This window comes from Pseudomonas sp. SWRI50 (genome assembly GCF_014269095.1).
GTDB lineage: Bacteria > Pseudomonadota > Gammaproteobacteria > Pseudomonadales > Pseudomonadaceae > Aquipseudomonas > Aquipseudomonas kermanshahensis.
Genome location: NZ_JABWRW010000023.1, coordinates 74,613 through 99,494, shown reverse-complemented (window position 1 = coordinate 99,494; position 24,882 = coordinate 74,613). Strand labels below are relative to the sequence as shown.

Genomic DNA, 24,882 nt, shown 5'->3' with positions numbered 1-24,882 from the left:
TGGCTGCCATCAAGGTAGGCTGCAATCGCCTTGAGCTTGAACTGCTCGGTGTACTTGCCCATAGATCCCCCAAGGGTTGGATTGGTGTCCAACTTCTTGGGGGCAGTCCAGGACTGCACCGCTCTTGAGGGCTGTACACCACAGGACTGCACCGCTCTTGAGGACTGTACACCACAGGACTGCACCGCTCTTGAGGGCTGTACACCACAGGGCTGCACCGCTCTTGAGGGCTGTACATTTTCTGTGGGAGCGGGCTTGCCCCGCGAAGAGGTCGGCACTGGCTGCTAGCGGCCGCGCTTCCCGGGCAAGGGGGCAAACAGCGCCTCGATCTCATCATCCCCCAGCCGCCACTGCCCGGCCTGCCCGCCATCGAGCAGGCTTGCCGCCAGGGCCGCCTTCTCTTGCTGCAACAGCTGAATCTTCTCTTCCACCGTGCCGCGGGTAATCAGCTTGAACACGAACACCGGTTTGTCCTGGCCGATGCGGTAGGCGCGGTCGGTGGCCTGGTTTTCGCTGGCCGGGTTCCACCAGGGGTCAAAGTGGATCACCGTGTCCGCAGCCGTCAGGTTCAACCCGGTGCCACCCGCCTTGAGGCTGATCAGGAACACTTCGCTGTCACCCTGCTGGAACGCTTGCACCGGCGTGCGGCGGTCGCGGGTGTCGCCGGTCAGCAGGCTGTAACGCACCTTGCGCTTTTGCAGTTCTTGCTCGATCAATGCCAGCATCGAGGTGAACTGGGAGAACAGCAGTACCCGCCGGCCTTCACTGAGCAGCTCTTCGAGCATCTCCAGCAGGGCGCCGAGCTTGCCTTTATCGGCCTGGTTGCCCTTGGTCTCGACGCCCTTCACCAGGCGCAGGTCGCAGCACACCTGGCGTAACTTGAGCAGGGCATCAAGGATGACAATCTGGCTGCGCGAGGCGCCGTTTCGGGCGATTTCGTCGCGCACTTTCTTGTCCATCGCCACCCGCACCGCCTCGTAGGTATCGCGCTGAGCATCGCTGAGCTCGACCCAGTGCACCATCTCGGTCTTGGCGGGCAGTTCGGTGGCCACCTGTTCCTTGGTGCGGCGCAGCAGGAACGGGCGGATGCGGCTGACCAGGTGGGCCATGCGTTCGGCGTCGCCGCGGCGTTCGATCGGGGTGCGGTAATCCTGGTTGAAGCGCTTGAGGTCGCCCAGCCAGCCCGGCATCAGGAAGTGGAAGATCGACCACAGCTCGCCGAGGTTGTTTTCCATCGGCGTACCGGTCAGGCACAGGCGCTGCTCGGCCTGCAGCTCGCAGACGGCGAGGGCGGCTTTGCTGGTGCTGCTTTTGATGTTCTGCGCCTCGTCGAGTACCAGCACGTGCCAGTGCTGCGTGCGCAAGTGTTCGAGGTCGCGGGGCACGAGGGCATAGGTGGTGAGCACCAGGTCATAGTCGTGCAGCGTGGCGAAATGCTTGCTGCGCCCTGGGCCCTGCAGTGCCACCACGCGCAGGTCGGGGGCAAAGCGTTTGGCCTCGTCGAGCCAGTTGGGTATCAGGCTGGTCGGCATCACCGCCAGGGCGGGAGTGGTCAGGCGGCCGGACTGTTTCTCCAGCAACAGGTGAGCCAGGGTTTGCAGGGTCTTGCCCAAGCCCATGTCATCGCCGAGGATGCCGCCCGTGCCCATTTCGCGCAGGGCTTGTAACCAGTTCAGGCCTTGTTGCTGATAAGGGCGCAGGGCCGCGTTCAGTTGCGCGGGCGGTTCGACCTGCAGGTCGCGTGCGTCACGCAGGCGCTTGCCCAGGTCGCGCACGTGCGCGCCGCCTTCCCAGTGCAGCGGCAGGTGATCGAGCTCGTTCAAGCGCGCGGCATCGGCCCGGTCCAGGCGCAGTGAAGGGCCGGCGGCGTCTTCATGCAGGTAGAGCTCGCCAAGGGTGCCCATCACCGCCTTGATCCGGCCGTAGGGCAGGGCGACGCGCAGCGCGGGGCTGTCGAGGCGGCCGCGGTTAAGGTCGATCAGCAAGTGTTCGTCGTCACTGCGCCGGGCCAGTTCGCTGGGGCGCAGCAGTTCCGGGTTGCTGCGCAGCAACTGCAGCACGATCGGCAGCAGGCTGTGGCGCTGGCCATCGACCACGATGCCCAGTTCCAGGTCGAACCATTCATGCCCGGGGGCTTCGTCGATGCTGGCGTACCAGTCGTCCACCTCGTGCAGGTTGAAGGAAAAATCGCGGTGGATGTCGATCACCCAGCCGGCTTCACGCAGGCGTGCCAGGCCGTTGCGGGCGAAGTGCAGCCAGGCCTCGTCATCCGGCAGTTGGTGCATCTCGCCCGCACTGTCGGGCAGCGCCTTGCTCTGCCGGGTGGCGGCCTTGAAGCCGAGGTCGCGTAGCGTCTTGCGCAGCGCCTGTTCGGCCTTGGGCTGGCGGCGAATGCGCTGGCTGGTGGCATCCACCAGGCGGGTCAACGGTTTGTCGTCGTTGCCGCTGGCGCGCAGGCCGTCGTAGTCGAACGACAGCGCGGCGCGGTGCTGCATCTGGCGCTGCATGCGTCCGGTCTTGGGCATGTACGCGCTGTACTCGAGGCTGCCGAGGGTCAGGTGAGGGCGAGGCTCGATCGTGTCGATCTGTTCGCTGCGGACCTTGGTGGGCGTCGGAACCTGGCGGTTCAATGCGTTCAAGCGATGGCTCAGGGGGATGATCAGGTGCTCGGGAACCGTCGGGGCGCTGGCCAGTTGGCTGGCAATGAACGGGTCAAGGTCATGCAGCAGCTTGCCGGTCTGTCCGCCTTGTGGGTCGACGTAATAGAGTGGGTCGACCGGCAGTGCCAGCATGTGGGTATTTTCAGCATGGTGCCAGGCGCCGCGGTAGCTGCCGTTGTCCAGCCGAACCCAACGAAATTCGGCGTGCAGGTCGGGGCCTTGGGCCAGGGGTTTCTGCTGTTGGCCATACAGTAAGCGGCCGGTGGCGAGGGCATACTCGTAGAGTTCGGCGCCCTTTTTGCCTTCCAGGCGTGCGACGGGCAGGCTGTAATCCTTACTGAGGGCATCGATCAGCCGCAGCGCACGCAAGTCTTCATCGGTCACGTACTTGGGTGTGTAGTAGATGAGCTCGGGCATCGAACTGGGCCGGCTCAGCTTCAAGCTGTCATCGGGCTGCCGGGTACCTTTGAACACGCTGAGCATGCACTGGCCATGGTTGTTGCTCACCACATAGTAGAGTGCAGGGCCTTTGCGCTTGGCGGGTTGTGTGGCAAGGCTTGCCGGTACTTCCAGGGCCTCGACCCAGTGTGCCAGTTCGGGGGGCAATTCTAGGGACTGCTGCGCTGCTGGCGTAACGGCAAGGGGGTCGTCAGGTGTGCCTTCGACCCAGTCCGGGCCCCGTTCCAGCAAATAGAGCGCCGCTGCGCAGTGTTTGCAATTGTCACCGACCGGGCACGAGCAGGTGCCCTCGCATTCAAGGCCGTCCTCGGTCATGTCCAGCGTGATGCGCTGGTAATAGGCGCGGCCGCCAGAGCCTGCGCACTGCGCGCGGATGGTCAGGTCCAGGATCGATACGATTTCGCTCCTGCCTTCCTCTGCATAGTCGAGGCCGCGTTGCAGCGTAGTGCGGTCAAACGCGAACCTCCAGGTGTCAAGGCCCCGGATAAAGAACTGCGCATCGGTCTCGCTCACATCACTGCTCCATCATCTCCGGGTCCATCTCTGGCAGCTTGCGCATCCCGGCCGGCGTCACTTTCAGCAGCACCGCCAGGTGCCCGCCATCAAGGAAGGTCAATTGGCCGCCCTTGACGTTGCTGTTGCTCTGCTTGAATTGCTCGCTGCGCAGCACGCTGCCGTTGCCGTCGAGCTGGTTGACCCAGAAGTTGGCCTCCACCGCGATGAAGCGGCCTTCGGCGATGCTCAGGTTGCCTTCGATGGGGAAGTGGCCGAACTGCTCTTCGCCCTCGCCCAGGGCGATGCGGCTGGGTTCGCTGCCGACCTGCTGCTGCCAGGCCTTGTGCATCAGCACGGTGTAGTCGGCGGTGGCTTGCAGGCGGGTGGTTTCATCGTCCAGCCCCAGTGGGCGCTCGGCGGCCTTGTCCAGGCGCGGCGCACCGGCGCTCCAGTCTTCGGGGGCGAACGGGCTGGTGAAGGCGGGGACGCTGTTTTGCCGCACCAGGATCATTTCTACCTGATACAGGCCTTCAGCGAAGGCGGCTGGCGCGAACAGCGCCAGCAGCAGGGTCAGGCAACGGATGGCACGCATGGATCTTCCTTAGGCAGACTGTGGGGTCAGGCGCTCGAACAGCGCCTCAAGGGTGTTGAAACGTTCGTCGGGGCGTTCCATCGGTACCAGGAAGCGGAACTGGGTGGCGCCTTCGAACTTGTAGCGTTTGGGCTGGCCCTGGATCAGCTTGATCAGGGTCAGCGGGTCGACCGGTGTCTCGGCCTCGAACTCAAGCTTGCCGCCGTTGGGGCCGGCATCGACTTTCTTGATGCCGAGCTTTTCCGCCTGCAGCTTGAGCGAGGTCAGGCGCATCAAGTTTTTGGTTGGCTCCGGCAGCAGGCCGAAGCGGTCGATCATCTCGACTTGCAAGTCTTTGAGGCCTTCTTCGTCGGCGGCCGAGGCGATGCGCTTGTAAAGGATCAGGCGTGCATGCACATCGGGCAGGTAGCCCTCGGGGATCAGGGCCGGTAGGCGCAGGTTGATCTCCGGGCCGCCACCCAGTGGCTGTTCGAGGTTTGGCTGGGCACCTTTGCGGATGGCCTTGACCGCGCGCTCGAGCATTTCCATGTAGAGGGTGAAACCGACTGCCTGGATCTGCCCGCTTTGGCCTTCGCCCAGCAGTTCACCAGCGCCGCGGATTTCCAGGTCGTTGGTGGCCAGCACGAAGCCTGCCCCCAGGTCCTGGGTATTGGCGATGGCTTCCAGGCGCTTCTCGGCGTCGCTGCTGACCTTTTGACGTGCTGGCGTCAGCAGGTAGGCGTAGGCCTGGTGGTGGCTGCGGCCGACCCGGCCACGCAACTGGTGCAACTGGGCCAGGCCGAACTTGTCGGCGCGCTCGATGACAATGGTGTTGGCGCTTGGCACGTCGATGCCGGTCTCGATGATGGTCGAGGCGATCAGCACATTGAAGCGCTTGTGGTAGAAGTCGCTCATCACCTGTTCCAGCTCGCGCTCGCGCATCTGGCCGTGGCCGATGCCGATACGCGCTTCCGGGACCAGTTCGGCAAGGTCTGCAGCGCACTTCTCGATGGTTTTCACGTCGTTGTGCAGGTAATACACCTGGCCACCGCGCAGCAGTTCACGCAGCAGGGCTTCTTTGACCGTGCTGTTGTTGTGTTCCATGACGAAGGTGCGCACCGACAGGCGTCGGGCGGGCGGTGTGGCGATGATCGACAGGTCGCGCATGCCGGCCACGGCCATGTTCAGGGTGCGCGGAATCGGCGTGGCGGTCAGGGTGAGAATGTCTACCTCGCTGCGCAGGGCTTTGAGCTGTTCCTTCTGGCGTACGCCAAAGCGGTGCTCTTCGTCGATCACTACCAGGCCCAGGTCCTTGAAGCGCACATCGTCCTGCAGCAGCTTGTGGGTGCCGATGAGGATGTCGATCTTGCCCTCGGCCAGGTCCGCCGCCGCGCTGGCGACTTCCTTGGCCGATTTGAAACGGCTCATCACTTCGACGGTTACCGGCCAGTCGGCGAAGCGGTCGCGGAAGCTGTTGTAGTGCTGTTGGGCCAGCAGGGTAGTCGGCACCAGCACCGCCACTTGGCGGCCGCTGTGCACGGCGATGAAGGCCGCGCGCATGGCCACTTCGGTCTTGCCGAAGCCTACGTCGCCGCACACCAGGCGGTCCATCGGCTTGGCCGCCAGCATGTCGGCGCGCACGGCTTCGATGGCGTTCTGCTGGTCGGGGGTTTCTTCGAAGGGGAACCCGGCACTGAAAGTGGCGTAGTCGGCAGCGGGGTCGGCAAAGGCGTAGCCCTTGCGCGCGGCGCGGCGGGCATAGATGTCGAGCAGCTCAGCGGCGACATCACGCACCTGCTCGGCGGCCTTGCGCTTGGCCTTCTGCCAGGCCTCGGAGCCGAGCCGGTGCAGCGGCGCCAGGGCGTCATCGCTGCCGGTGTAGCGGGCGATCAGGTGCAGGTTGGCCACCGGCACGTACAGCTTGGCGCCCTCGGCGTATTCCAGGGTGAGGAACTCGGCGGCCTGGCCGTCGATCTCCAGGGTAGCGAGGCCCAGGTAGCGGCCCACGCCATGGTCGATGTGCACCACCGGTGCGCCTTCGCGCAGTTCGGTGAGGTTCTTGATCACCGCATCGTTGGCGGTCTCGCCGCGTTTGTCGCGCCGCCGGCGCTGCATCACGCGCTGGCCGAACAGCGGGCTCTCGGCGATCAGGGCCAGGGCCGGGTCGTCCAGCACCAGGCCTTCGTCGAGCGGGGCAATGGTGATCGCCAGCCGCTCGGAGCCGGTGATGAAGTCGGCCCAGCCTTCGACGGTGTGCGGGCGCAGTTTCAGGCGTTCGAGCAGTTCCAGCAGCACTTCGCGACGGCCCGCAGACTCGGCGGTAAACAGTACGCGGCCAGGGAACTGGTCAAGGAAGCTGGACAGCGCCGCCAGTGGCTGGTTGGCCTTGGCCTCGATGGCAAGTTCGGGCAGGGGGCGTGCTGGGAAGCGTTCACGGCCGGCACCTGCCTCGACGTCATCGGCGCTGACTACCACCCGCGGCCATTGCTTGAGCCGGGCGAAACAGTCTTCCACCGGCAGGAACAGCTCGGCAGGCGGCAGCAGCGGGCGGCTCAGGTCGCCACGGCGGTCTTCGTAGCGCCCGCGCACGTCGTTCCAGAAGTGCTCGGCGGCCTGCTCGACGCCCGGCAGGGAAAACACCTGGGTGTCGCTGGGCAGGTAGTCGAACAGCGTCGAGGTGTCTTCGAAGAACAGCGGCAGGTAGTACTCGATGCCGGCGGGAATGATGCCGCTGGCCAGGTCCTGGAAGATCGCGCTGCGGCGGAAGTCGACGTCAAAGCGTTCGCGGAAGCGCGCCTTGAAGCGGGTCACTTCCTCTTTTTGCATCGGAAATTCGCGCGCCGGCAGCAGGCGCACCGAGTCGACCTTGTCGATCGAGCGCTGGGTCTCGGGGTCGAAGGTGCGCAGCGTCTCAATTTCGTCATCGAACAGGTCGATGCGGTAGGGCAGCTTGCTGCCCATGGGGTACAGGTCGATCAGCGCGCCGCGCACGGCGAATTCGCCATGTTCATAAACGGTGTCGACGCAGCGGTAGCCGCTGGCTTCAAGGCGCGTGCGCATTTGCTCGACGTCGATGGTCTGGCCGATGTCCAGCACCAGGCTGCTGCCCAGCAGGAAGCGGGTCGGCGCCAGGCGGTGCAGGGCGGTGGTGATCGGCACGACGAGAATGCCGTGGCTCAGCTCCGGCAGCCGGTACAGGCTGGCAATGCGCTGGGAGATGATGTCCTGGTGCGGCGAGAACAGGTCGTAGGGCAGGGTTTCCCAGTCGGGGAAGGGCAGCACCGGCAGGTCTGGGGCAAAGAAGCGCAGCTCCTGTTCCAGACGGTCGGCGGCCTGGCTGTCGGCGGTCAGCAGCAGGGTAAAGCGGCCAGCGCTGCTGGCGGCTTCGGCAATGGCAAGGCTGAGGGCGGCACCGGGCAGGTTGCCCCAGGTTTGTTTGCCGGCCGTGGCCGACAGTTGCGGTAGGCGCAGAACTGACACGGGAGATTGCACTCCAAGCGTTGCGGCAAAGACACCGATTGTACCGGTGCTGGTGCCTGCTGTCAGGCTCCAAAGGCCATGAACACTGGCTCTGGCTGCCGCGACAGGCGCTCATTGCCCGTTCCGCGTTGGGGCGTCATAATGTAGCCCCTTTTTTCTGTCCCTACATGTGGAAGGTTCCCGTGACTCAGAAGCCCGACCAGTGTCTTGGTGAGTGGATTGATCGTGAAGCATTGGCTGAAGCGATGATCCCGCTTATCGGTCAGCTCTACCGCAACAACAACGTGGTGAGCTCGATTTATGGCCGCAGCCTGATCAACCGTTCGGTTATCTCGATCCTCAAAGCCCACCGCTTTGCGCGTCATCGTCAGACCGACGAGACCGAACTGTCTGTCCACGAGACGTTCCCTCTGCTCAAGGCCATGAGCGAGCTGAAACTGGGCGCCGCTTCGGTTGACCTGGGCAAGCTGGCCAACAAGTTCAAGCAGGAAGGCAACGGCCGCAGCGCCGAGCAGTTCGTGCGTGAAGAGCTGGCTGACGTAGTTGGCCAACAGAACGCTTCGGCCCGTAAAGGCACCGACGTCGTCCTGTACGGTTTCGGCCGCATCGGCCGCCTGCTGGCGCGCATCCTGATTGAGAAGACCGGTGGTGGCGACGGCCTGCGCCTGCGTGCCATCGTCGTGCGCAAAGGCGCCGAGAACGACTTGGTCAAGCGTGCCAGCCTGCTGCGCCGTGACTCGGTGCACGGCCCGTTCGATGGCACCATCACCATCGACGAAGCCAACAACACCATCACCGCCAACGGCAACCTGATCCAGGTTATCTACGCCAAGAACCCGAGCGAAGTCGACTACACCCAGTACGGCATCGACAACGCGCTGATCGTCGACAACACCGGTGTATGGCGTGATGCCGACGGCCTGGGTCAGCACCTGGCCTGCCCGGGCGCTGCCCGCGTGATCCTCACCGCACCTGGCAAGGGCGCGCTGAAGAACATCGTGCACGGCATCAACCACGGTGACATCACCGCCGATGACAAGATCATCTCGGCCGCTTCCTGCACCACCAACGCCATCGTGCCGGTGCTGAAGGCTGTCAACGACAAGTACGGCATCGTCAACGGCCACGTCGAAACCGTTCACTCGTTCACCAACGACCAGAACCTGATCGACAACTTCCACAAGGGCAGCCGCCGTGGCCGTGCCGCGCCGCTGAACATGGTTATCACCGAGACCGGTGCCGCCACTGCAGCCGCCAAGGCACTGCCCGTGCTGAAGGGCAAGCTGACCGGCAACGCGATTCGCGTACCGACGCCGAACGTCTCGATGGCTATCTTGAACCTGAACCTGGAAAAGCCCACCACCCGCGAAGAGATCAACGAGTACCTGCGCCAGACGGCCATGCACTCGGAGCTGCACAAGCAGATCGACTTCGTCAGCTCGCAGGAAGTGGTTTCGACCGACTTCGTCGGCTCGCGCCACGCCGGTGTGGTTGACGCAGAGGCGACCATCGCCAACGACAACCGCGTTGTGCTGTACGTTTGGTACGACAACGAATTCGGTTACAGCTGCCAGGTAGTTCGTGTGATGGAAGACATGGCCGGTGTGAACCCGCCAGCGTTTCCACGCTGATTCGCTTGTAAGGCAATGAAAAAACGGGAACCTTCGGGTTCCCGTTTTTTTTGCCTAGCATTTATGTTGTCTCTACTGGCCTCTTCGCGGGTAAACCCCCCACAGGTTCGTCTGCGTCCTTGAGGGCGGTGCAATACCTTGTGGGGGCGGGTTTACCCGCGAAGAGGCCAGTGTCGGCGACCGAGAGTCCGAATTTGCGCGCAGCCCTCCTGTTCATCCTGATGCTCCTCACCGCCTGCAACCAGGGCCCGACCCTTGAGCGCCTGGGCGGCCCGACCATGGGCAGCAGCTACAGCATCCAGTACGTCCGCGCCCCCGGTGGCCCGGCCCCAGCCCAGGTGCAGGCTGAAGTCGAAGCCATCCTCCAGGACATCGACCAGCACTATTCCACCTACCGCAGCGATTCCACTGTCAGCCAGTTCAACCAGCTGCCGGCCAATCAATGCCTGGCATTGCCATCAGACATGCTCGACCTGGTCCGCTTCGGCCAGCAGTTGGCGGCGCAAAGTGCCGGCGCCTTCGACCTCACTGTCGAGCCGCTACTCGACCTCTGGGGCTTCGGCCCCCAGGCCCGCCACGAGCAGGTGCCCGACCCGCGAGCCCTCGCCCAGGCGCGCCTGCGCGTGGGCTACCAGCACCTGCGCATCGAAGGCCAGGCATTGTGCAAGGATGCCCCGGTGGAACTGGATTTCAACAGCATCGCCGCCGGCCACGCGGTTGACCTGATCGCCCAGCGCCTGCAGGCCATGGGCATCAGCAGTTTCATCGCCGAAGCCACCGGCGAGCTCAAGGCGGTTGGCCGCAAACCCGATGGCAGCCCGTGGCGCATCGCCCTCGAGCTGCCCCGTGAAGACCGCCAGATCGCCCGCCAGGTCATCCCGGTGGATGGCCTTTCGGTATCGACCTCGGGTGACTATCGCCACTATTTCGAGCAGAATGGCCGGCGCTATTCGCACACCTTCGATGCCCGTCTCGGGCGCCCGGTCGCGCACGACCTGGCTGCGGCCACTGTGCTCGACGCCTCGGCGCTGAAGGCTGACGGGTTCTCGACCCTGCTGCTGATTCTCGGCCCCGAGCGCGGCTGGGATTTCGCCGTCAGCCATAACCTTGCCGCCGTATTGGTGACTCGGGCCGAGGGTGGCTTCGTCTCCCGAGCGACCCCAGCGTTTGCACGGGCAATGAAAGGCGAGTGAAAGCGCAAGGATGGATGATCGCCAGGGAATCGGTGAACCACATGTAGTGCAGGCAAAATTGGCCTACGACGCGACCAAGGGTTAATGTGCGCGGCGTTCACGCTTGATTAGACTGCAACCGAATTTTCTCATGGCGCCCCGGCGACATGATCGCGCCCCGCGAGCCACCGTGACTCGCGGGCCAGTTCTGAAGGAGTACGCATGGCTGTCTACAACTACGACGTAGTGGTGCTGGGTTCCGGCCCGGCCGGAGAAGGCGCGGCAATGAACGCCGCCAAAGCAGGGCGCAAGGTGGCGATGGTCGACAGCCGTCGCCAGGTCGGCGGCAACTGCACCCACTTGGGCACCATCCCGTCCAAGGCACTGCGTCACTCGGTGCGGCAGATCATGCAGTTCAACACCAACCCGATGTTCCGCGCCATCGGCGAGCCGCGCTGGTTCTCCTTCCCGGACGTGCTCAAGAGCGCCGAAAAGGTCATTGCCAAGCAGGTCGCTTCGCGCACCGGCTACTACGCTCGCAACCGTGTCGACCTGTTCTTCGGCACCGGCAGCTTCGCCGACGAGCAGACCATCGAAGTGGTCTGCCCCAACGGTGTGGTCGAAAAGCTCAACGCCAAGCAGATCATCATCGCCACCGGCTCGCGCCCGTATCGCCCGGCCGACATCGACTTCCACCACCCGCGCGTCTATGACAGCGACACCATCCTCAGCCTCAGCCACACCCCGCGCAAGCTGATCGTTTACGGCGCCGGCGTGATCGGTTGCGAATACGCCTCGATCTTCAGCGGCCTGGGTGTGCTGGTCGAGCTGGTCGATAACCGTGGCCAGTTGCTGAGCTTCCTGGATTCGGAAATTTCCCAGGCGCTGAGCTACCACTTCAGCAACAACAATATCACCGTGCGCCACAACGAGGAGTACGACCGGGTCGAAGGCTTGGACAACGGTGTGATCCTTCACCTGAAGTCGGGCAAGAAGATTAAGGCCGACGCCTTGCTGTGGTGCAACGGCCGTACCGGCAACACCGACAAGCTGGGCCTGGAAAACATCGGCATCAAGGTCAACAGCCGCGGCCAGATTGAGGTCGACGAGGCCTACCGCACCACCGTGTCGAACATCTACGGTGCCGGTGACGTGATCGGCTGGCCGAGCCTGGCCAGTGCCGCCCATGACCAGGGCCGTTCGGCAGCGGGCAGCATCGTCGACAATGGCAGCTGGCGCTTCGTCAATGACGTGCCGACCGGTATCTACACCATTCCGGAGATCAGCTCGATCGGCAAGAACGAGCAGGAACTGACCCAGGCCAAGGTACCGTACGAAGTGGGCAAGGCCTTCTTCAAGGGCATGGCCCGCGCGCAGATCGCCGGCGAACCACAGGGCATGCTGAAAATCCTGTTCCACCGCGAAACTCTGGAAATCCTCGGCGTGCACTGCTTCGGCTACCAGGCTTCGGAAATCGTCCACATCGGCCAGGCGATCATGAACCAGCCGGGCGAGCTGAATAACCTGAAGTACTTCGTCAACACCACGTTCAACTACCCGACCATGGCCGAAGCCTATCGGGTAGCTGCCTACGACGGCCTGAACCGGCTTTTTTAAGCGGCTCCGACCGGTGGCCTGAGCCGGTCGGGGATACCGATTTCAGCCCTACCCGAGGGTGGTCTTGGCCAAACCGGGAAAGTCTGTAATCAGGCTGTCCACGCCAAAATCAGCGAGCCGGCGCATCAGTGCCGGTTCGTTGACTGTCCACACCGACACATGCAACCCCTGGCCCTGGGCTTTGAGCAGGCGCTCTGGGGTGCACAGTGTCCAGTTCAAGGCCAGCAACTCGCAGCCGTAGTTTTGCGCGACCTTCAGTGGGTCGAGCCAGGCGTATTCGGCCACCAGCCCGCGAGACACGTCGGGTACCAGCTCTTGTGCGGCGCCCAGCACTTCGCGTGAGCTCGAGGTGATGGTGACCTTGTCCAGCAGGCCGTATTGCTGGGCCAGTTCACGAATGGCCAGCACCGTGGTGGCGGCGCGGGTGCGCGAGGCACTCTTGACCTCCAGCTGCCAATGCTCGAAGGCGCATTTTTCGAAGAGTTCTTCCAGTTTCGGGATAGGGCAGGGCTGCACATGGCCCGGGCCGCCTTTGCGTGCGTCATAGGTGACCAGGTCGGCTGCCGGGTGCTCGACCACCTTACCGCGCCTGCCGGTGGTGCGCTTGAGCGTCGAGTCGTGGATCACCATCAGTTCGTTGTCGGCCGACAGGTGCAGGTCCAGTTCACAGCGATTGACGCCGTGGGACAGGCACTGGCGGAAGCTGTTCAGGGTATTCTCGGGCGCTTCGCCCTTGGCGCCGCGATGGCCGTAGATCAGGGTCACGTTCGTTCCTTCAATTCAAGGGGAAGAGGCTCAGGAGGCAGGGTCATTCTGCTCCAGCTGCTGGCGCCGTTGTTGTTGCTGGCGCTGCAGGATGTATCGGGCCAGCAGTTGGCGCTGGGCGTCGGTCATGTCGATGAATTCGGTGCCGACCTCAAAGCCGCCGTCAGGGCGTGGGTCGCAGTGGGTGACCTTGCCGCGCAGCAGCAGGCCGTGGGCGCGGGGCATCAGCACCATCTTCACCTTCACGCGGGTGTCGGGGGCGATGGCCTGGGCCTGGGTGAACTCGATGCCGCCTTCGGAGATGACCACTGCCTGCGGCTGGCCGACCTCACCGATGAGGGTTTGCGCGACCACGGCGCTGAGCAGGTCGAGGCGTTTGCTTTGCGCGCGCAAAAACGCCGCCAGGGTGCGGTCCTTGTCACTCAGCTGGCGCAGCAGGTGCTGGGCTTCGAAGTCGGACAGGTGCAGCTCGCTGAGCAGGTTGAACAGCGGCGAATCATCCTGCAACACTTCTGGGTCAAGGGCTTCAGCCGCGCTCAAGGGGTTGATTTGAAGTGCGATCCGATCTGCGATGCGGTAGTATTCGCGGCGATCTTCTTCGTCTAATGTCGTCATGGCGAACCCATGGTAGCGGCGGTGGTCCGAGTGTAAAGCCGCCGTAAGCGCCCCGCCACAAGGACGTTCCCTTTCATCCGAACAAGCCCCGACATGTTCAGACCTCTTTTCGCATTCATCGGCACGCGTTATACCCGTGCCAAACGTCGCAATCACTTCGTCTCGTTCATTTCCCTGACCTCGATGATCGGCCTCGCCCTGGGCGTGGTGGTCATGATCGTGGTGCTCTCGGTCATGAACGGTTTCGACCACGAGATGCGTACCCGCGTGCTCGGCATGATTCCCCATGCCACGCTCGAGAGCGGCCAGCCGCTTGACGACTGGCCTGCGCTTGCCCAACAAGTAAAGCAGAATCCGCAGGTGGTGGCGGTAGCGCCCTTCACCCAGATGCAGGGCCTGCTGACCCATGAAGGCAAGGTGCAGAAGGTGCTGCTCAATGGCATCGACCCGGCCCGCGAGCGCGAGGTGTCGATCATCGACAACTTCGTCCAGCAAGGCCGTCTCGACCAGTTGGCACCGGGCGAGTGGGGCATCATGATCGGCGACAAGGCTGCCGCCAAGCTGGGTGTGGCCATCGGCGACAAGCTGACCTTCGTCGCCCCCGAGGTCAGCGTGACCCCGGCCGGCATGTTCCCGCGCATGAAGCGCTTTACCGTGGTTGGTACCTTCCACGTGGGCGCCGGCGAAATCGACGGTTACCTGGGCTTGACCAACATCAGCGACCTGTCCCGCCTGCACCGCTGGAAACCGAACCAGGTGCAAGGCCTGCGGCTGAAGTTCGACGACCTGTTCCAGGCGCCGCGCGTGGCCTGGTCTATCGCCCAGCAGCTGGGCGAGCAGGAGTTCTACAGCCGTGACTGGACCCGCACCCATGGCAACCTTTACCAGGCGATCCGCATGGAAAAGGCCATGATCGGCCTGCTGTTGCTGCTGATCGTGGCGGTGGCGGCGTTCAACATCATTTCTACCCTGGTGATGGTGGTTAATGACAAGCGCGGCGACATCGCGATCCTGCGCACCCTCGGCGCCACGCCTGGGCAGATCATGGCCATCTTCATGGTGCAAGGTACGGTGATCGGGGTGATTGGCACCTTGATCGGCGCCGGCGTCGGCATTCTTGCCGCGCTCAACGTGAGTGCGGCGATTGCCGGCATCGAGAAGCTGATCGGGCACAAGTTCCTCAACGCCGACGTGTATTTCATTGATTACCTGCCGTCGCAGATCATGGCCAATGACGTGTACATGGTCTGTGCCGCGGCACTGGTCCTGAGTTTCTTCGCCACCCTGTATCCGGCCTGGCGTGCGGCCCGCACCCAGCCTGCAGAGGCGCTACGTTATGAGTGAGTCGCGCATGAGTGATAAAGCCGTTCTGAGTTGCCGCAACCTGGGCAAGTCCTACGACGAGGGCCCGGAGTCGGTGCAGGTGCTGTCTGGCTTGCAGCTGGAGCTGCACCCGGGTGAACGCGTGGCCATCGTCGGCAGCTCGGGCTCTGGCAAGAGCACCTTGCTCAACCTGCTTGGCGGCCTCGACACGCCTACCCAGGGCAGTGTCTGGCTGGCGGGCGAGGAGCTGTCGGCCCTGGGTGAGCGCGCGCGTGGCCTGTTGCGCAACCGGGCACTGGGCTTCGTTTACCAGTTTCACCACCTGCTGCCCGAGTTCACCGCCATGGAGAACGTGTGCATGCCGCTGTTGATCGGCCGCACCGCCATCCCTGAGGCGCGTGAGCGCGCCGAGGCCCTGCTCAAGCGCGTCGGCCTTGGCCACCGCCTGCACCACAAGCCTGCCGAGTTGTCCGGCGGTGAGCGCCAGCGTGTGGCGATCGCCCGCGCCTTGGTCAACCGCCCGGGCCTGGTGATGCTCGACGAACCGACTGGCAACCTCGACCACCACACCGCCCAAGGCATTCAGGAACTGATGCAGGAGCTGTCTAGCGCTTCGCGTACCGCGTTCCTGGTGGTGACCCACGACCTCAACCTGGCGCGCCAGATGGACCGTGTGTTGAAACTCGACGACGGTCACCTGGTGGCGATCTGAGCCGCTTGCACGGGGTGGCCTGAGCCGCCCCACAACTCTTTCATTGGGTGTTTTACATGTTCAGACCCTTGCCCTTGTTCATTGGTGCTCGCTACACCCGTGCCAAGCGCCGCAACCATTTCATCTCGTTCATCTCGATGACCTCGATGATCGGCCTGTCGCTGGGCGTGCTGGCGATGATCGTGGTGCTGTCGGTAATGAACGGCTTCCAGCGCGAGATGAGCTCGCGCATCCTCGGCCTGGTGCCCCATGCCAGCATCCTTGGTGTGCAGCCGCTGGATGACTGGCGCACCGTCGCCGATGCCGCCCTGAAGGACCCGGCGGTGATGGCCGCGGCGCCAATCACCGAAATGGAAGGCATGCTCTCTTACAAGGGCGCGATGCAGCCGATCCAGGTCAGCGGCATCGACCCGGCAGAGGAAGGCAAGGTTTCCATTGTCGGCCAGCATATTGTCCAGGGCCGCCTGCAGGACCTTAAGCCAGGTGAGTTTGGCGTGGTGCTCGGTGAGCTGAGCGCGCGGCGTTTTCGCTTGAACACGGGCGACAAGCTGACCCTGATCGTGCCGGAAATCAGCAAGGCGCCGGGTGGCATCACCCCGCGCATGCAGCGCCTGACCGTGGTCGGTATCTTCAAGGTCGGTGCAGAACTGGATGGCTCCCAGGCGTACATTCACGTCGCCGATGCGGGCGAAATGCAGCGTTGGGCGCCGGGTCAGGTACAAGGCGTGCGGCTCAAGCTGCATGACCTGTATGCGGCGCCGCAGGTGTCCAAAGCCATCGCGGCCGGCCTGGGCGATGCCTACCGTGCTGATGACTGGTCGCACACCCAAGGCAGCCTGTTCAGCGCCATGAAGATGGAAAAGACCATGATCGGCCTGCTGCTGATGATGATCATCGCAGTGGCGGCGTTCAACATCATTGCCACGCTGGTGATGGTGGTGAACGACAAAGGGCCGGATATCGCCATCCTGCGCACCCTGGGTGCCACGCCTGCGCAGATCATGGGTACGTTCATGGTCCAGGGCAGCTTGATCGGTATTGTCGGGACCTTGATCGGCGGTGTGCTGGGGGTAATTGCCGCGTTCAATGTCAGCCAGATCGTTGGCTGGCTGGAGCGGGTCAGCGGCCAGCATATCTTCACCTCGGACGTGTATTTCATCAGCAGCCTGCCGTCGGAACTGCAGTGGGGCGATGTGGTGATCATCTGTGCGGCGGGGTTGGTGATGAGCTTCTTGGCGACCATTTACCCGGCGTACCGGGCATCGCAGGTGCAGCCGGCGATTGGCCTGGCAGTTTGAAGCGCTGATCCGCGTTCATTGTAGGAGCAGCCTTGTGCTGCGAAGAGGCCGGTGCAGGCAAAACAGGTTGCTGCAGCCTGCACCGGCCTCTTCGCAGCACAAGGCTGCTCCTACACGCCGATGCAGGAGCTGCGGTTCTATTGATTGCCAGGTAACTCGATCACAAACCGCGTCCAGCCACCCTCGCACTCTGCCCGAATACGCCCACCATGCGCCTGCACGATCGACCGGGTAATCGCCAGCCCTAACCCAGCGTGCTCCGTGCTGCCTTCGCGCCGCGCCGGGTCCACACGGTAGAACCGGTCAAACAAGCGGGGCAATGCAGCCGGTGCGATTGCCTCCCCGGTATTGGCCACGCAAACCCGCAAGCCAGGCTCCAGCGTCACGCGTACCTGCCCACCGGGTGGGGTGAAGCGCAAGGCATTGTCGAGCAGGTTCGACAACGCGCGGCGCAGCATGGGCCGATCCCCCTGCAACAGCAGCTGGCCTTGGCGCAGCAGCGTCACGTCGCGGTCCTCGGCCAGCGGCGCGTAGTACTCCAGCAATGCATCGACATCTTCATGCAGTGCCAGCGTGGCTTGGCCAGGCACCAGAAGGCCATGGTCGGCCTTGGCCAGGTACAGCATGTCGTTGATCATCTGCGCCATCCACTGCAGCTCCTCCAGGTTGCCATGCAAGGCCTCGCGGTATTCCTCAAGGCTGCGCGGGCGGGTGAGGGTGACCTGTGTGTGGGTCAGCAGGTTGGACAGTGGTGTGCGCAGTTCGTGGGCGATATCGGCGGAGAATGCCGACAAGCGCTGGAAGGCATCGTCCAGGCGCTGCAGCATGGCGTTCACGGTGGTGGCCAGTTCGGCCAGTTCTTCCGGCATCTGCGCCACTGGCAGGCGGGTAGTCAGCGAGCGGGCCGACACGCTGGCCGCAACCTGGCCCATCTGCCGCAGCGGCCTCAGCCCCCGGCGTACGGCCCAGGCACCGAGCAAGGCGGTGGCCAGGGCCGAGAGGCCGACCGTTAGCCAGATCAGGCGCTGCATGCCCTGCAGGAAGTGCTGATGGTGGGTGATGTCGAGGTACAAGGTCAGCTGCGCAGACTGCGGATCGGCCGGGTTCAGGGGCATGGCCAGGCTGCGGTAGTCGGCGCCGTCGGTGTGCAGAGTGGCAAGCCCAGAGGGCGGCGTGGTGTTGGGCAATTGCGTGCGGCTGTCGAACCACGGCCTACCGTCATGGCCGCTGATGCGCAGGGCCAAGTCGGCCTGGTGGCTGAGCTCATCGCGCAGGGCGGGGAGGCGGGCGCCCAGTTCGGCGGGCCCGACGACGCCGGCCAGCTGCGTGCGAAACAGCGACAGGCGAGATTCCAGCAACTGTTGGTCGAGTTCGATGAAGTGCTGCTCGCTGGCGCGGCTGAACAGCACGCCAGCCCCCAGCGAAACGGCAGCGGTGCAGGCCGCGAACAGCAGCGCCAGGCGGCTGCCGAGGGAAAGTCGGCGCATCAATCCTGACGCTCCTCCAGCACATAGCCCATGCCCCGCACGGTGTGGATCAGCTTGCTGGTGTGCGGGTCGTCGATTTTCAGGCGCAGGCGGCGGATGGCCACTTCGATGACGTTGGTGTCACTGTCGAAATTCATGTCCCAGACCTGCGAGGCAATCAGCGATTTGGGCAGCACCTCGCCCTGGCGCCGCAGCAGTAATTCGAGCAGGGCGAACTCTTTGGCGGTCAGGTCGATGCGCTGGCCGGCGCGCTCGGCGCGGCGGCGGATCAGGTCCAGGCGCAGGTCGGCCAGGCTCAAGGTGGTGTCCTGGCTCGGGCTGGCGCCACGGCGCAGCAGGCTGCGTACACGGGCCAGCAGTTCGGAAAAGGCAAACGGCTTGACCAGGTAATCGTCGGCGCCCAGCTCCAGGCCGTGCACACGGTCTTCTACCGCATCGCGGGCGGTCAGGAACAGCACGGGGGTGTCCAGGCCGGCCTGGCGCACTGCTTGCAAAATCTGCCAGCCGTCGCGGCCTGGCAGCATCACGTCGAGGATCAGCAAGTCATGGTCGCCGGTCAGTGCCAGGTGTTGGCCTGTTTCGCCATCGGCTGCCAGTTCGGTGGCGAAGCCCGCCTCGCTCAGGCCCTGGCTCAGGTACTGGCCGGTGCGGGCCTGGTCTTCAACGATCAACAGTTTCATGCAGTGTCCACAGTTCTGGAGGGGGCGCGGCGGTTACCGGAAATGATACGTGACGATGTCGGCGCTCGCCCAAACTGACAAAGTTGTAATCTTCCCGTCAGGTAGCCGCCAGCCCCGCCTGATTAAGGTGCTCTCATCACGTTGTGTATTTTGGAGTCATCATGAAATGCCTGTTCATCGCTGCCGCCCTTGCCGTGGCAAGCCTGCCCAGTTTTGCGGGCAGTGCCGACAGTTTCGCCTTTGGCGAGCCTGCCCCGGTTGGCAAGGCCACCCGTACGGTCGAGGTGGTGCTCAAGGACATTGCCTTCGAACCAAAAAGCCTGGAGGTCAAGGCGGGCGAGACGGTGCGCTTCGTGTTGATCAATGAGGGCAAGTTGCCCCACGAATTCAACCTGGGCGACAAGGCCATGCATGCCGAGCACCAGAAAGAAATGATTGCGATGCAAGGCAAGCTGTTCACCGCAGGCATGAACCATGAAGGCATGAACCATGAAGGCATGGACCACAGCCAGATGAACCACGGCGAAGGCCACGGCCACGGCGGGGGCAACACCGTACTGGTGCAGCCTGGCCAGCGTGCCGAACTGACCTGGACGTTCCGCAAGTCGGCACCCATCGAGTTTGCCTGCAACGTACCTGGGCATTACCAGGCAGGGATGGTCGGGCCATTGACCATCGAGTGACATCAGGCCCAAGGCGGGGCGCAAAAACGGTAGACTAGGGGCATTTCGAACCTTCAGGTCAGTTTCCATGTATCCCGCCGCCGAACACTCCCCGCTGGGCAAGTCCAGCGAATACATCGCTACCTACTCCCCTGAGCTGCTGTTCCCGATCCCGCGTACCGCCAAGTGGGCCGAGTTGGGCGTTACTGCCCAGACCCTGCCGTGGCAGGGCGTGGATTATTGGAACTGCTTCGAGCTGTCGTGGCTGCTGCCGACGGGCAAGCCGGTGGTGGCGATCGGCGAGTTCGCCATTCCTGCAGACTCGCCGAATATCATCGAGTCCAAGTCGTTCAAGTTGTACCTGAACTCGCTGAACCAAACGGTTTTTGCCTCGATCGGCGAGCTGCAGGCCTGTCTGGAGAAGGACTTGTCTGCGGCGGCTGGCAAGCCGGTCGGCGTCAAGGTTCGCACGTTGGCCGAGGTGGAGGCTCAGGGCGTTGTGGCATTGCCGGGGCAGTGCATCGACGCGCTGGATGTGACCATCAGCAACTATGAGCAGCCGCAGCCGGAGTTGCTGCGTTGCGATGCGCAGCGTGTGGTTGAAGAGACCCTGCACAGCCATTTGCTCAAGTCCAACTGCCCCGTCACCGGCCAGCCGGATTGGGGCAGTGTGGTGGTCGAGTACAAGGGCAGGGCGCTGGACCCTGCCAGCCTGCTGACTTACCTGATCAGCTTCCGGCAGCATGCCGACTTCCATGAGCAGTGCGTGGAGCGGATTTACCTGGACTTGAAGAACCTGCTGCAGCCGGAGCATTTGACGGTGTATGCGCGGTATGTGCGCCGGGGTGGGCTGGATATCAACCCGTACCGTAGCATGGAGGGGATCAGCCCAGTGAATGGGCGGCTGGTTCGGCAGTAAGATCACGGCCGTTCGCGGGCAAGCCCGCTCCCACAGGTTTTAGCGCAGCGCGCTGTCCTGTAGGAGCGGGCTTGCCCGCGAATGGGGTGCGAAGCGCCCCCAGCTATTCAGATACCCATGCTGTGCAATGAGTTGAAAACATTGCGCAGGGTAGCGGCTAAATCTGGGTGGTCGAGCTCAAAACGATCGATCGCCAGATTGACCCCGTCCACCAGGTTGTTGTCAGGCGTGGCTTCCTCAAGCTTCAGTTGCGCTTCGATCTGGCGCGCTTCTTCGTGCATTTCGGTCAGCTCTTCTTCCGAAAGCGGCACGTTACGGTCCAGTTGCTCGCGCAAGCTGTTCAGTCGCTCTTGCAATTCGCGGGCAGGCATTGGCTTTTCTCCATCAATGGCTTGGCAAGCCATGGACCTCAGCGAAGCGGCAAAGGTTCTGGCCTGCTTTTAATGTAATCCACTCGCAGCCGCTTTGCATGATCCGCGTCAAAGGTGCTGTATCAGGGTTTTTCGCCCTTGCGCCGACGCTGGGCGATGTCCTGCAGGCAGGTGTCCAGGGCTTCGAGGTGATCGATCACCGAGTGCACGCCCAGGCTGAACAGCGCGAGGGTGGCCTTGCCACGGGCCAGGTCTTGTTCCTGTTGGCTCATGGCTTGCCAATGCCGGGAGCTGAGGTCGCAGTACGGGCTGCAGGCGGCCAGGCCCACGGTCCACAAGCCGGCGTTCAGGCCCGATTGCAGCAGTGCAGGGTCACCGCTGACCAGTACGCAGCCATCCAGGCGCGCGCTGTCCAGTGCCATCAGCGCCTGCCAGCAAGCGTTTGGCGCGGGCCAGCGCACGCCGTTGACCGCGTGCCCCGGCAGCCAGTCGGGCAGCACGTTGGCCAGGCGTTTGCCTTGTGTGGCAGTCAGGTCGTCCAGCCAGATGCAGGGCACCTGGCGCTGGCGCAGGCTGGTGAGCGTTGCCAGGGCGCCGGGCGCGGGCAAGGGGTTGCCGTTCGCACCCTGGACCAGGCAGCCACGCAGGCCAAACAGCACAGCAGTGAAGGTGGACGCATCGTGCATGGCAACTTCCCTGAAATAGTCCGCAGGCTAGGCCGCTATTGTTACCAGCCGATGACGAGGCAACATACGTTCACAAAATCTTGAGCAAAAATGTGTAATGCTGGTGATCAGCCCGCAAGCCCTTATACTTGCGCCTTATCAGCAGCACGCCCGGTGCGGCTGCGGCCAAGAAATTCGATGGAGAGACATCTATGCGTAGGATCGGTGCCGGTGTGATCGAGCGAGTCACCCAGGTCTGTGTCTGCGCCAGCTTGTTGCTGGCGCCCGTGGCGGCCACCCAAGCGGCCACCGAGGAAGACCCTTGGGAGGCGGTCAACCGCCCGATCTTCAGGTTCAACGATACGGTCGACACCTATGCCCTCAAGCCATTGGCCAAGGGCTACCAGGCAGTGACGCCGCAGTTCCTCGAAGATGGCATCCATAACATCTTCCGCAACCTGGGCGATGTCACCAACCTGGCCAATGACATTCTGCAGCTCAAACCGCATGCGGCGGGCGTGGACACGGCGCGGCTGATCGTCAACACCACCTTTGGCCTGGGTGGCTTCTTCGACGTCGGCACCAAGATGGGCCTGCAGCGCAACGACGAAGATTTCGGCCAGACCTTGGGTTACTGGGGCGTGGGCAGCGGCCCTTACGTGGTTATCCCGTTGCTGGGCCCAAGCACCGTGCGTGACGGCCTGGCCAAGTACCCGGACAGCTACACCGAACCCTACCGCTACATCAACCACGTACCGACGCGTAACACGAGCCTTGCGGTTGACGTCGTCGATACCCGTGCCAGCCTGTTGTCGGCTGAGAAGCTGATGCAGGGTGACAAGTACATCTTCATTCGTAACGCCTACCTGCAGAACCGTGAGTTCAAGGTAAAGGACGGCGAAGTCGAAGATGATTTCTGATTGTTTCTAATTTAAGCCACGGGGCTGCCAAGCAGCCCCAGCGTCAATGCATCGCCAGGATGCGCAGGCCGAATTTCTGCTGCCCGTCGGGCTGGTCGGCGATCCACACCACCTCGGTGCTGGCATGCAGGCCTTTCAGCGCCTTGTGATCGGAATCGATCCTCACCTCAAGCGTATCCCCTACCTGAAACCGCTGCGGCGCCTGCACTTGCATGCCCCCGCTGGACAGGTCCAGGCACACGGCTGCAATCACCTGGCCTTGGTGCAACAGGCTGATGTCGGTGTCGATGCGCATGCGGATGAAATCGCGTTTTTCGCTGTGGTTAGAGGGTGTCTGGGGCATGCTGCATCCTTCCCTTTAGGTTGCGCGGGTCGGCTTTCTTATAACTCTCGGTGATTTGCCCTGTAAAGAGCAGCGAGGTCGACCCTTGCACGCTTGAAACGCCTGGCGGATGGGAGTACCGTCTGCGCCTTACAGGGTACCTCTGACAGTTGCCGGGCGGGTCTTCTTGTCCTACAACTCAAGTAGAGTGTTACCACAGAGTATTCCCGTAGCTGGCCGTCAGCCTTGCCGACACCGCTGCACCAACCTAAATCGGCGCCGTTCGCCCACATGCAGAAAACCAGTGCAACGCTGCTGATCATCGATGACGACGACGTGGTCCGTGCGAGCCTCGCCGCCTATCTTGAAGACAGTGGTTTCAGCGTCCTCCAGGCCGGTAATGGCCAGCAGGGGCTTCAGGTCTTCGAAGAACACCAGCCCGACCTCGTGATCTGCGATCTGCGCATGCCGCAGATGGGCGGGCTCGAACTGATCCGCCAGATCAGCGAGCGCGCGCCGCAGCTGCCGGTGATCGTGGTGTCGGGTGCCGGCGTGATGAGCGATGCGGTCGAGGCCTTGCGCCTGGGCGCCGCCGACTACCTGATCAAGCCGCTGGAAGACCTTGCCGTGCTCGAGCACTCGGTGCGCCGGGCCCTCGACCGTTCGCGCCTGGTGCTGGAAAACCAGCGCTACCGCGACAAGCTCGAAGCCGCCAACCGCGAGCTGGAGGCCAGCCTGCACCTGTTGCAGGAAGACCAGACCGCCGGCCGGCAGGTGCAGATGAACATGCTCCCGGAAAGCCCCTGGGTGGCCGGCGAGTTTGCCTTCGAGCACCAGATCATCCCGTCGCTGTACCTGTCGGGCGATTTTGCCGACTACTTCCGCGTGGATGATCGGCGCATTGCCTTCTACCTCGCCGATGTCTCGGGGCACGGCGCCTCGTCGGCGTTCGTCACGGTGTTGCTGAAGTTCATGACCACGCGCCTGTTGTTCGAATTCAAGCGCGGGAGCAAGATGCGTGAGTTCAAGCCCTCGCAAGTGCTCAGCCACATCAACCGCGGGCTGATCAACTGCAAGTTGGGCAAGCATGTGACCATGGTGGGCGGCGTGATCGATGAAGACACCGGGCTGTTGACCTATGCCGTGGGCGGCCACCTGCCGCTGCCGGTGCTGTACACCCCGGGCAATACCCGCTACCTGGAAGGCCGCGGCCTGCCGGTGGGGTTGTTCGACGAGGCCAGTTACCAGGACCTGGTGGTGGAACTGCCGCCAGTGTTCAGCCTCAGCTTGATGTCCGATGGCATTCTGGACCTTTTGCCAGGCGACACGCTCAAAGATAAAGAAGCCGCCTTGCCAGAAATCGTCAAGGCAGCGGGTGGCAGCCTGGATGGGCTGCGGCAACGATTTGGATTGGCTACGCTTGGGGAGATGCCGGATGATATCGCCCTATTGGTGTTGAGCAGGAACCTTCAATGAGTACCGGTAGAATTCAGTTCGCCGAGCAAAGCGGTACCTTTGTACTGAAATTCGTCGGTGAAGTGCGCCTGACCCTGTGTTCGGCGCTGGATGCGACGATCGAGAAGATTTTCACCGCGCTGAACTTCTCGGCCATCGTCATCGATTTGACTGAAACTGAGAGCATCGACAGCACCACCTTGGGCCTGCTGGCCAAGTTGTCGATTCTGTCGCGCCAGAAAGTGGGGCTGCTGCCAACCGTGGTCACCACCAACCCGGACATTTCCCGATTGTTGCAGTCCATGGGCTTCGATCAGGTGTTCAACATCGTCGATCGCCCAATACCGTGCCCAGAGTGCCTGACCGACTTGCCGTCGCAGGACCAGAACGAAGAAGTGGTGCGCTCCAAGGTGCTGGAGGCGCACAAGATTCTCATGGGGCTCAATGACTCCAACCGCGAAGCGTTTCATGACCTGGTGAATGCGCTGGAGCGGTCTTGAGTACGCTTTAAACCTGTGCCGGCCTCTTCGCGGGGCAAGCCCGCTCCCACAGGTATCTCAACTGTGTGCGGGCTTGCCCCGCGAAGAGGCCGGTACAGGCTAA

Annotated in this window: 21 protein-coding genes; 11 read left to right on the top strand and 10 right to left on the bottom strand. The window is 63.2% G+C overall.

Annotated features, from left to right (window positions below; genetic code table 11):
* Nucleotides 1-284: 284 nt before the first annotated feature.
* From HU750_RS21530 to mfd, 3 genes are read right to left on the bottom strand one after another with little or no spacing between them, the layout of a single operon-like run.
* Nucleotides 285-3,632 (bottom strand): SNF2-related protein, encoded by a 3,348-nt coding sequence (locus HU750_RS21530; RefSeq protein WP_186682256.1) that lies wholly within the window; start codon nucleotides 3,630-3,632, stop codon nucleotides 285-287.
* 1 nt (nucleotide 3,633) lies between these two features.
* Nucleotides 3,634-4,206, bottom strand: a complete 573-nt coding sequence (locus HU750_RS21525) for a CsiV family protein (protein ID WP_099453388.1) — start codon at nucleotides 4,204-4,206, stop codon at nucleotides 3,634-3,636.
* A gap of 9 nt (nucleotides 4,207-4,215) precedes the next feature.
* Nucleotides 4,216-7,665 (bottom strand): transcription-repair coupling factor, encoded by a 3,450-nt coding sequence (gene mfd / locus HU750_RS21520; RefSeq protein ID WP_186682254.1) that lies wholly within the window; start codon nucleotides 7,663-7,665, stop codon nucleotides 4,216-4,218.
* A 167-nt stretch (nucleotides 7,666-7,832) separates the two neighbouring features.
* On the opposite strand from mfd, the gene HU750_RS21515 reads away from it, so the two are divergent.
* From HU750_RS21515 to sthA, 3 genes are all read left to right on the top strand, one after another.
* Nucleotides 7,833-9,296, top strand: a complete 1,464-nt coding sequence (locus tag HU750_RS21515; protein ID WP_027596617.1) for a glyceraldehyde-3-phosphate dehydrogenase — start codon at nucleotides 7,833-7,835, stop codon at nucleotides 9,294-9,296.
* A gap of 194 nt (nucleotides 9,297-9,490) precedes the next feature.
* On the top strand, nucleotides 9,491-10,489 hold the full coding sequence (locus HU750_RS21510) for an FAD:protein FMN transferase (protein ID WP_186682252.1): 999 nt from the start codon (nucleotides 9,491-9,493) through the stop codon (nucleotides 10,487-10,489).
* 201 nt (nucleotides 10,490-10,690) lie between these two features.
* Nucleotides 10,691-12,085 carry a Si-specific NAD(P)(+) transhydrogenase gene (gene sthA / locus HU750_RS21505; RefSeq protein ID WP_027596615.1) on the top strand — a complete coding sequence of 465 codons (1,395 nt, stop codon included), beginning with the start codon at nucleotides 10,691-10,693 and terminating at the stop codon, nucleotides 12,083-12,085.
* A 48-nt stretch (nucleotides 12,086-12,133) separates the two neighbouring features.
* Here the strand turns inward: sthA and HU750_RS21500 are convergent, their stop codons facing one another.
* Nucleotides 12,134-12,850, bottom strand: a complete 717-nt coding sequence (locus HU750_RS21500) for a glycerophosphodiester phosphodiesterase (RefSeq protein ID WP_186682250.1) — start codon at nucleotides 12,848-12,850, stop codon at nucleotides 12,134-12,136.
* A 30-nt stretch (nucleotides 12,851-12,880) separates the two neighbouring features.
* A complete protein-coding gene (locus HU750_RS21495; protein WP_099430031.1) occupies nucleotides 12,881-13,465 on the bottom strand; it encodes a PilZ domain-containing protein in 585 nt (194 codons plus the stop codon).
* Nucleotides 13,466-13,558: 93 nt separating this feature from the next.
* Here HU750_RS21495 and HU750_RS21490 point away from each other — a divergent pair, with 93 nt between their 5' ends.
* From HU750_RS21490 to HU750_RS21480, 3 genes are read left to right on the top strand one after another with little or no spacing between them, the layout of a single operon-like run.
* Nucleotides 13,559-14,809: a lipoprotein-releasing ABC transporter permease subunit gene (locus HU750_RS21490; RefSeq protein WP_027596612.1), complete on the top strand. Its 1,251-nt coding sequence runs from the start codon at nucleotides 13,559-13,561 to the stop codon at nucleotides 14,807-14,809.
* Between the two features lie 7 nt (nucleotides 14,810-14,816).
* Nucleotides 14,817-15,500, top strand: coding sequence for a lipoprotein-releasing ABC transporter ATP-binding protein LolD (lolD, locus tag HU750_RS21485; protein ID WP_172960376.1), 684 nt, complete (start codon nucleotides 14,817-14,819; stop codon nucleotides 15,498-15,500).
* Between the two features lie 56 nt (nucleotides 15,501-15,556).
* Nucleotides 15,557-16,798, top strand: a complete 1,242-nt coding sequence (locus HU750_RS21480; protein WP_027596610.1) for a lipoprotein-releasing ABC transporter permease subunit — start codon at nucleotides 15,557-15,559, stop codon at nucleotides 16,796-16,798.
* 137 nt (nucleotides 16,799-16,935) lie between these two features.
* On the opposite strand, the gene HU750_RS21475 is transcribed toward HU750_RS21480, so the two are convergent.
* Both HU750_RS21475 and cinR read right to left on the bottom strand, forming a co-directional pair.
* Nucleotides 16,936-18,288, bottom strand: a complete 1,353-nt coding sequence (locus HU750_RS21475; RefSeq protein WP_202883855.1) for a heavy metal sensor histidine kinase — start codon at nucleotides 18,286-18,288, stop codon at nucleotides 16,936-16,938.
* Nucleotides 18,285-18,965, bottom strand: a complete 681-nt coding sequence (gene cinR, locus HU750_RS21470) for a two-component system response regulator CinR (protein ID WP_186682246.1) — start codon at nucleotides 18,963-18,965, stop codon at nucleotides 18,285-18,287. The genes HU750_RS21475 and cinR overlap by 4 nt, the downstream gene beginning before the upstream one ends.
* A gap of 161 nt (nucleotides 18,966-19,126) precedes the next feature.
* Between cinR and HU750_RS21465 the strand changes: the two genes are divergently transcribed.
* Both HU750_RS21465 and queF read left to right on the top strand, forming a co-directional pair.
* Complete coding sequence (locus HU750_RS21465) at nucleotides 19,127-19,648, top strand: cupredoxin domain-containing protein (RefSeq protein WP_186682244.1); 522 nt, start codon at nucleotides 19,127-19,129, stop codon at nucleotides 19,646-19,648.
* 67 nt (nucleotides 19,649-19,715) lie between these two features.
* Nucleotides 19,716-20,546, top strand: coding sequence for an NADPH-dependent 7-cyano-7-deazaguanine reductase QueF (gene queF / locus HU750_RS21460; RefSeq protein WP_186682242.1), 831 nt, complete (start codon nucleotides 19,716-19,718; stop codon nucleotides 20,544-20,546).
* 107 nt (nucleotides 20,547-20,653) lie between these two features.
* Here the strand turns inward: queF and HU750_RS21455 are convergent, their stop codons facing one another.
* Nucleotides 20,654-20,917 carry a DUF4404 family protein gene (locus HU750_RS21455; RefSeq protein WP_186682240.1) on the bottom strand — a complete coding sequence of 88 codons (264 nt, stop codon included), beginning with the start codon at nucleotides 20,915-20,917 and terminating at the stop codon, nucleotides 20,654-20,656.
* Nucleotides 20,918-21,039: 122 nt separating this feature from the next.
* Nucleotides 21,040-21,603, bottom strand: coding sequence for an HAD superfamily inactivated hydrolase PcrP (pcrP, locus tag HU750_RS21450; protein ID WP_186682238.1), 564 nt, complete (start codon nucleotides 21,601-21,603; stop codon nucleotides 21,040-21,042).
* 191 nt (nucleotides 21,604-21,794) lie between these two features.
* Here pcrP and HU750_RS21445 point away from each other — a divergent pair, with 191 nt between their 5' ends.
* Nucleotides 21,795-22,502: an MlaA family lipoprotein gene (locus HU750_RS21445; protein ID WP_186682236.1), complete on the top strand. Its 708-nt coding sequence runs from the start codon at nucleotides 21,795-21,797 to the stop codon at nucleotides 22,500-22,502.
* A gap of 43 nt (nucleotides 22,503-22,545) precedes the next feature.
* On the opposite strand, the gene HU750_RS21440 is transcribed toward HU750_RS21445, so the two are convergent.
* Nucleotides 22,546-22,845 carry a PilZ domain-containing protein gene (locus HU750_RS21440; RefSeq protein ID WP_027596603.1) on the bottom strand — a complete coding sequence of 100 codons (300 nt, stop codon included), beginning with the start codon at nucleotides 22,843-22,845 and terminating at the stop codon, nucleotides 22,546-22,548.
* A gap of 270 nt (nucleotides 22,846-23,115) precedes the next feature.
* On the opposite strand from HU750_RS21440, the gene rssB reads away from it, so the two are divergent.
* Both rssB and rssC read left to right on the top strand, forming a co-directional pair.
* Nucleotides 23,116-24,300 carry a two-component system response regulator RssB gene (rssB, locus tag HU750_RS21435; protein WP_027596602.1) on the top strand — a complete coding sequence of 395 codons (1,185 nt, stop codon included), beginning with the start codon at nucleotides 23,116-23,118 and terminating at the stop codon, nucleotides 24,298-24,300.
* Nucleotides 24,297-24,779: an anti-sigma factor antagonist RssC gene (gene rssC, locus HU750_RS21430; protein WP_027596601.1), complete on the top strand. Its 483-nt coding sequence runs from the start codon at nucleotides 24,297-24,299 to the stop codon at nucleotides 24,777-24,779. Before rssB ends, rssC begins: the two co-directional genes overlap by 4 nt.
* Nucleotides 24,780-24,882 lie beyond the last annotated feature (103 nt).

Coding starts and splice junctions, on each gene's coding strand:
- rssB (WP_027596602.1), top strand. CDS start 23,116: ATGCAGAAAACCAGTGCAACGCTGCTGATCATCGATGACGACGACGTG.
- lolD (WP_172960376.1), top strand. CDS start 14,817: ATGAGTGATAAAGCCGTTCTGAGTTGCCGCAACCTGGGCAAGTCCTAC.
- HU750_RS21515 (WP_027596617.1), top strand. CDS start 7,833: ATGTGGAAGGTTCCCGTGACTCAGAAGCCCGACCAGTGTCTTGGTGAG.
- HU750_RS21525 (WP_099453388.1), bottom strand. CDS start 4,206: ATGCGTGCCATCCGTTGCCTGACCCTGCTGCTGGCGCTGTTCGCGCCA.
- HU750_RS21440 (WP_027596603.1), bottom strand. CDS start 22,845: ATGCCCCAGACACCCTCTAACCACAGCGAAAAACGCGATTTCATCCGC.
- HU750_RS21490 (WP_027596612.1), top strand. CDS start 13,559: ATGTTCAGACCTCTTTTCGCATTCATCGGCACGCGTTATACCCGTGCC.
- cinR (WP_186682246.1), bottom strand. CDS start 18,965: ATGAAACTGTTGATCGTTGAAGACCAGGCCCGCACCGGCCAGTACCTG.
- HU750_RS21465 (WP_186682244.1), top strand. CDS start 19,127: ATGAAATGCCTGTTCATCGCTGCCGCCCTTGCCGTGGCAAGCCTGCCC.
- pcrP (WP_186682238.1), bottom strand. CDS start 21,603: ATGCACGATGCGTCCACCTTCACTGCTGTGCTGTTTGGCCTGCGTGGC.
- queF (WP_186682242.1), top strand. CDS start 19,716: ATGTATCCCGCCGCCGAACACTCCCCGCTGGGCAAGTCCAGCGAATAC.
- HU750_RS21495 (WP_099430031.1), bottom strand. CDS start 13,465: ATGACGACATTAGACGAAGAAGATCGCCGCGAATACTACCGCATCGCA.
- HU750_RS21455 (WP_186682240.1), bottom strand. CDS start 20,917: ATGCCTGCCCGCGAATTGCAAGAGCGACTGAACAGCTTGCGCGAGCAA.
- rssC (WP_027596601.1), top strand. CDS start 24,297: ATGAGTACCGGTAGAATTCAGTTCGCCGAGCAAAGCGGTACCTTTGTA.
- HU750_RS21445 (WP_186682236.1), top strand. CDS start 21,795: ATGCGTAGGATCGGTGCCGGTGTGATCGAGCGAGTCACCCAGGTCTGT.
- sthA (WP_027596615.1), top strand. CDS start 10,691: ATGGCTGTCTACAACTACGACGTAGTGGTGCTGGGTTCCGGCCCGGCC.
- HU750_RS21480 (WP_027596610.1), top strand. CDS start 15,557: ATGTTCAGACCCTTGCCCTTGTTCATTGGTGCTCGCTACACCCGTGCC.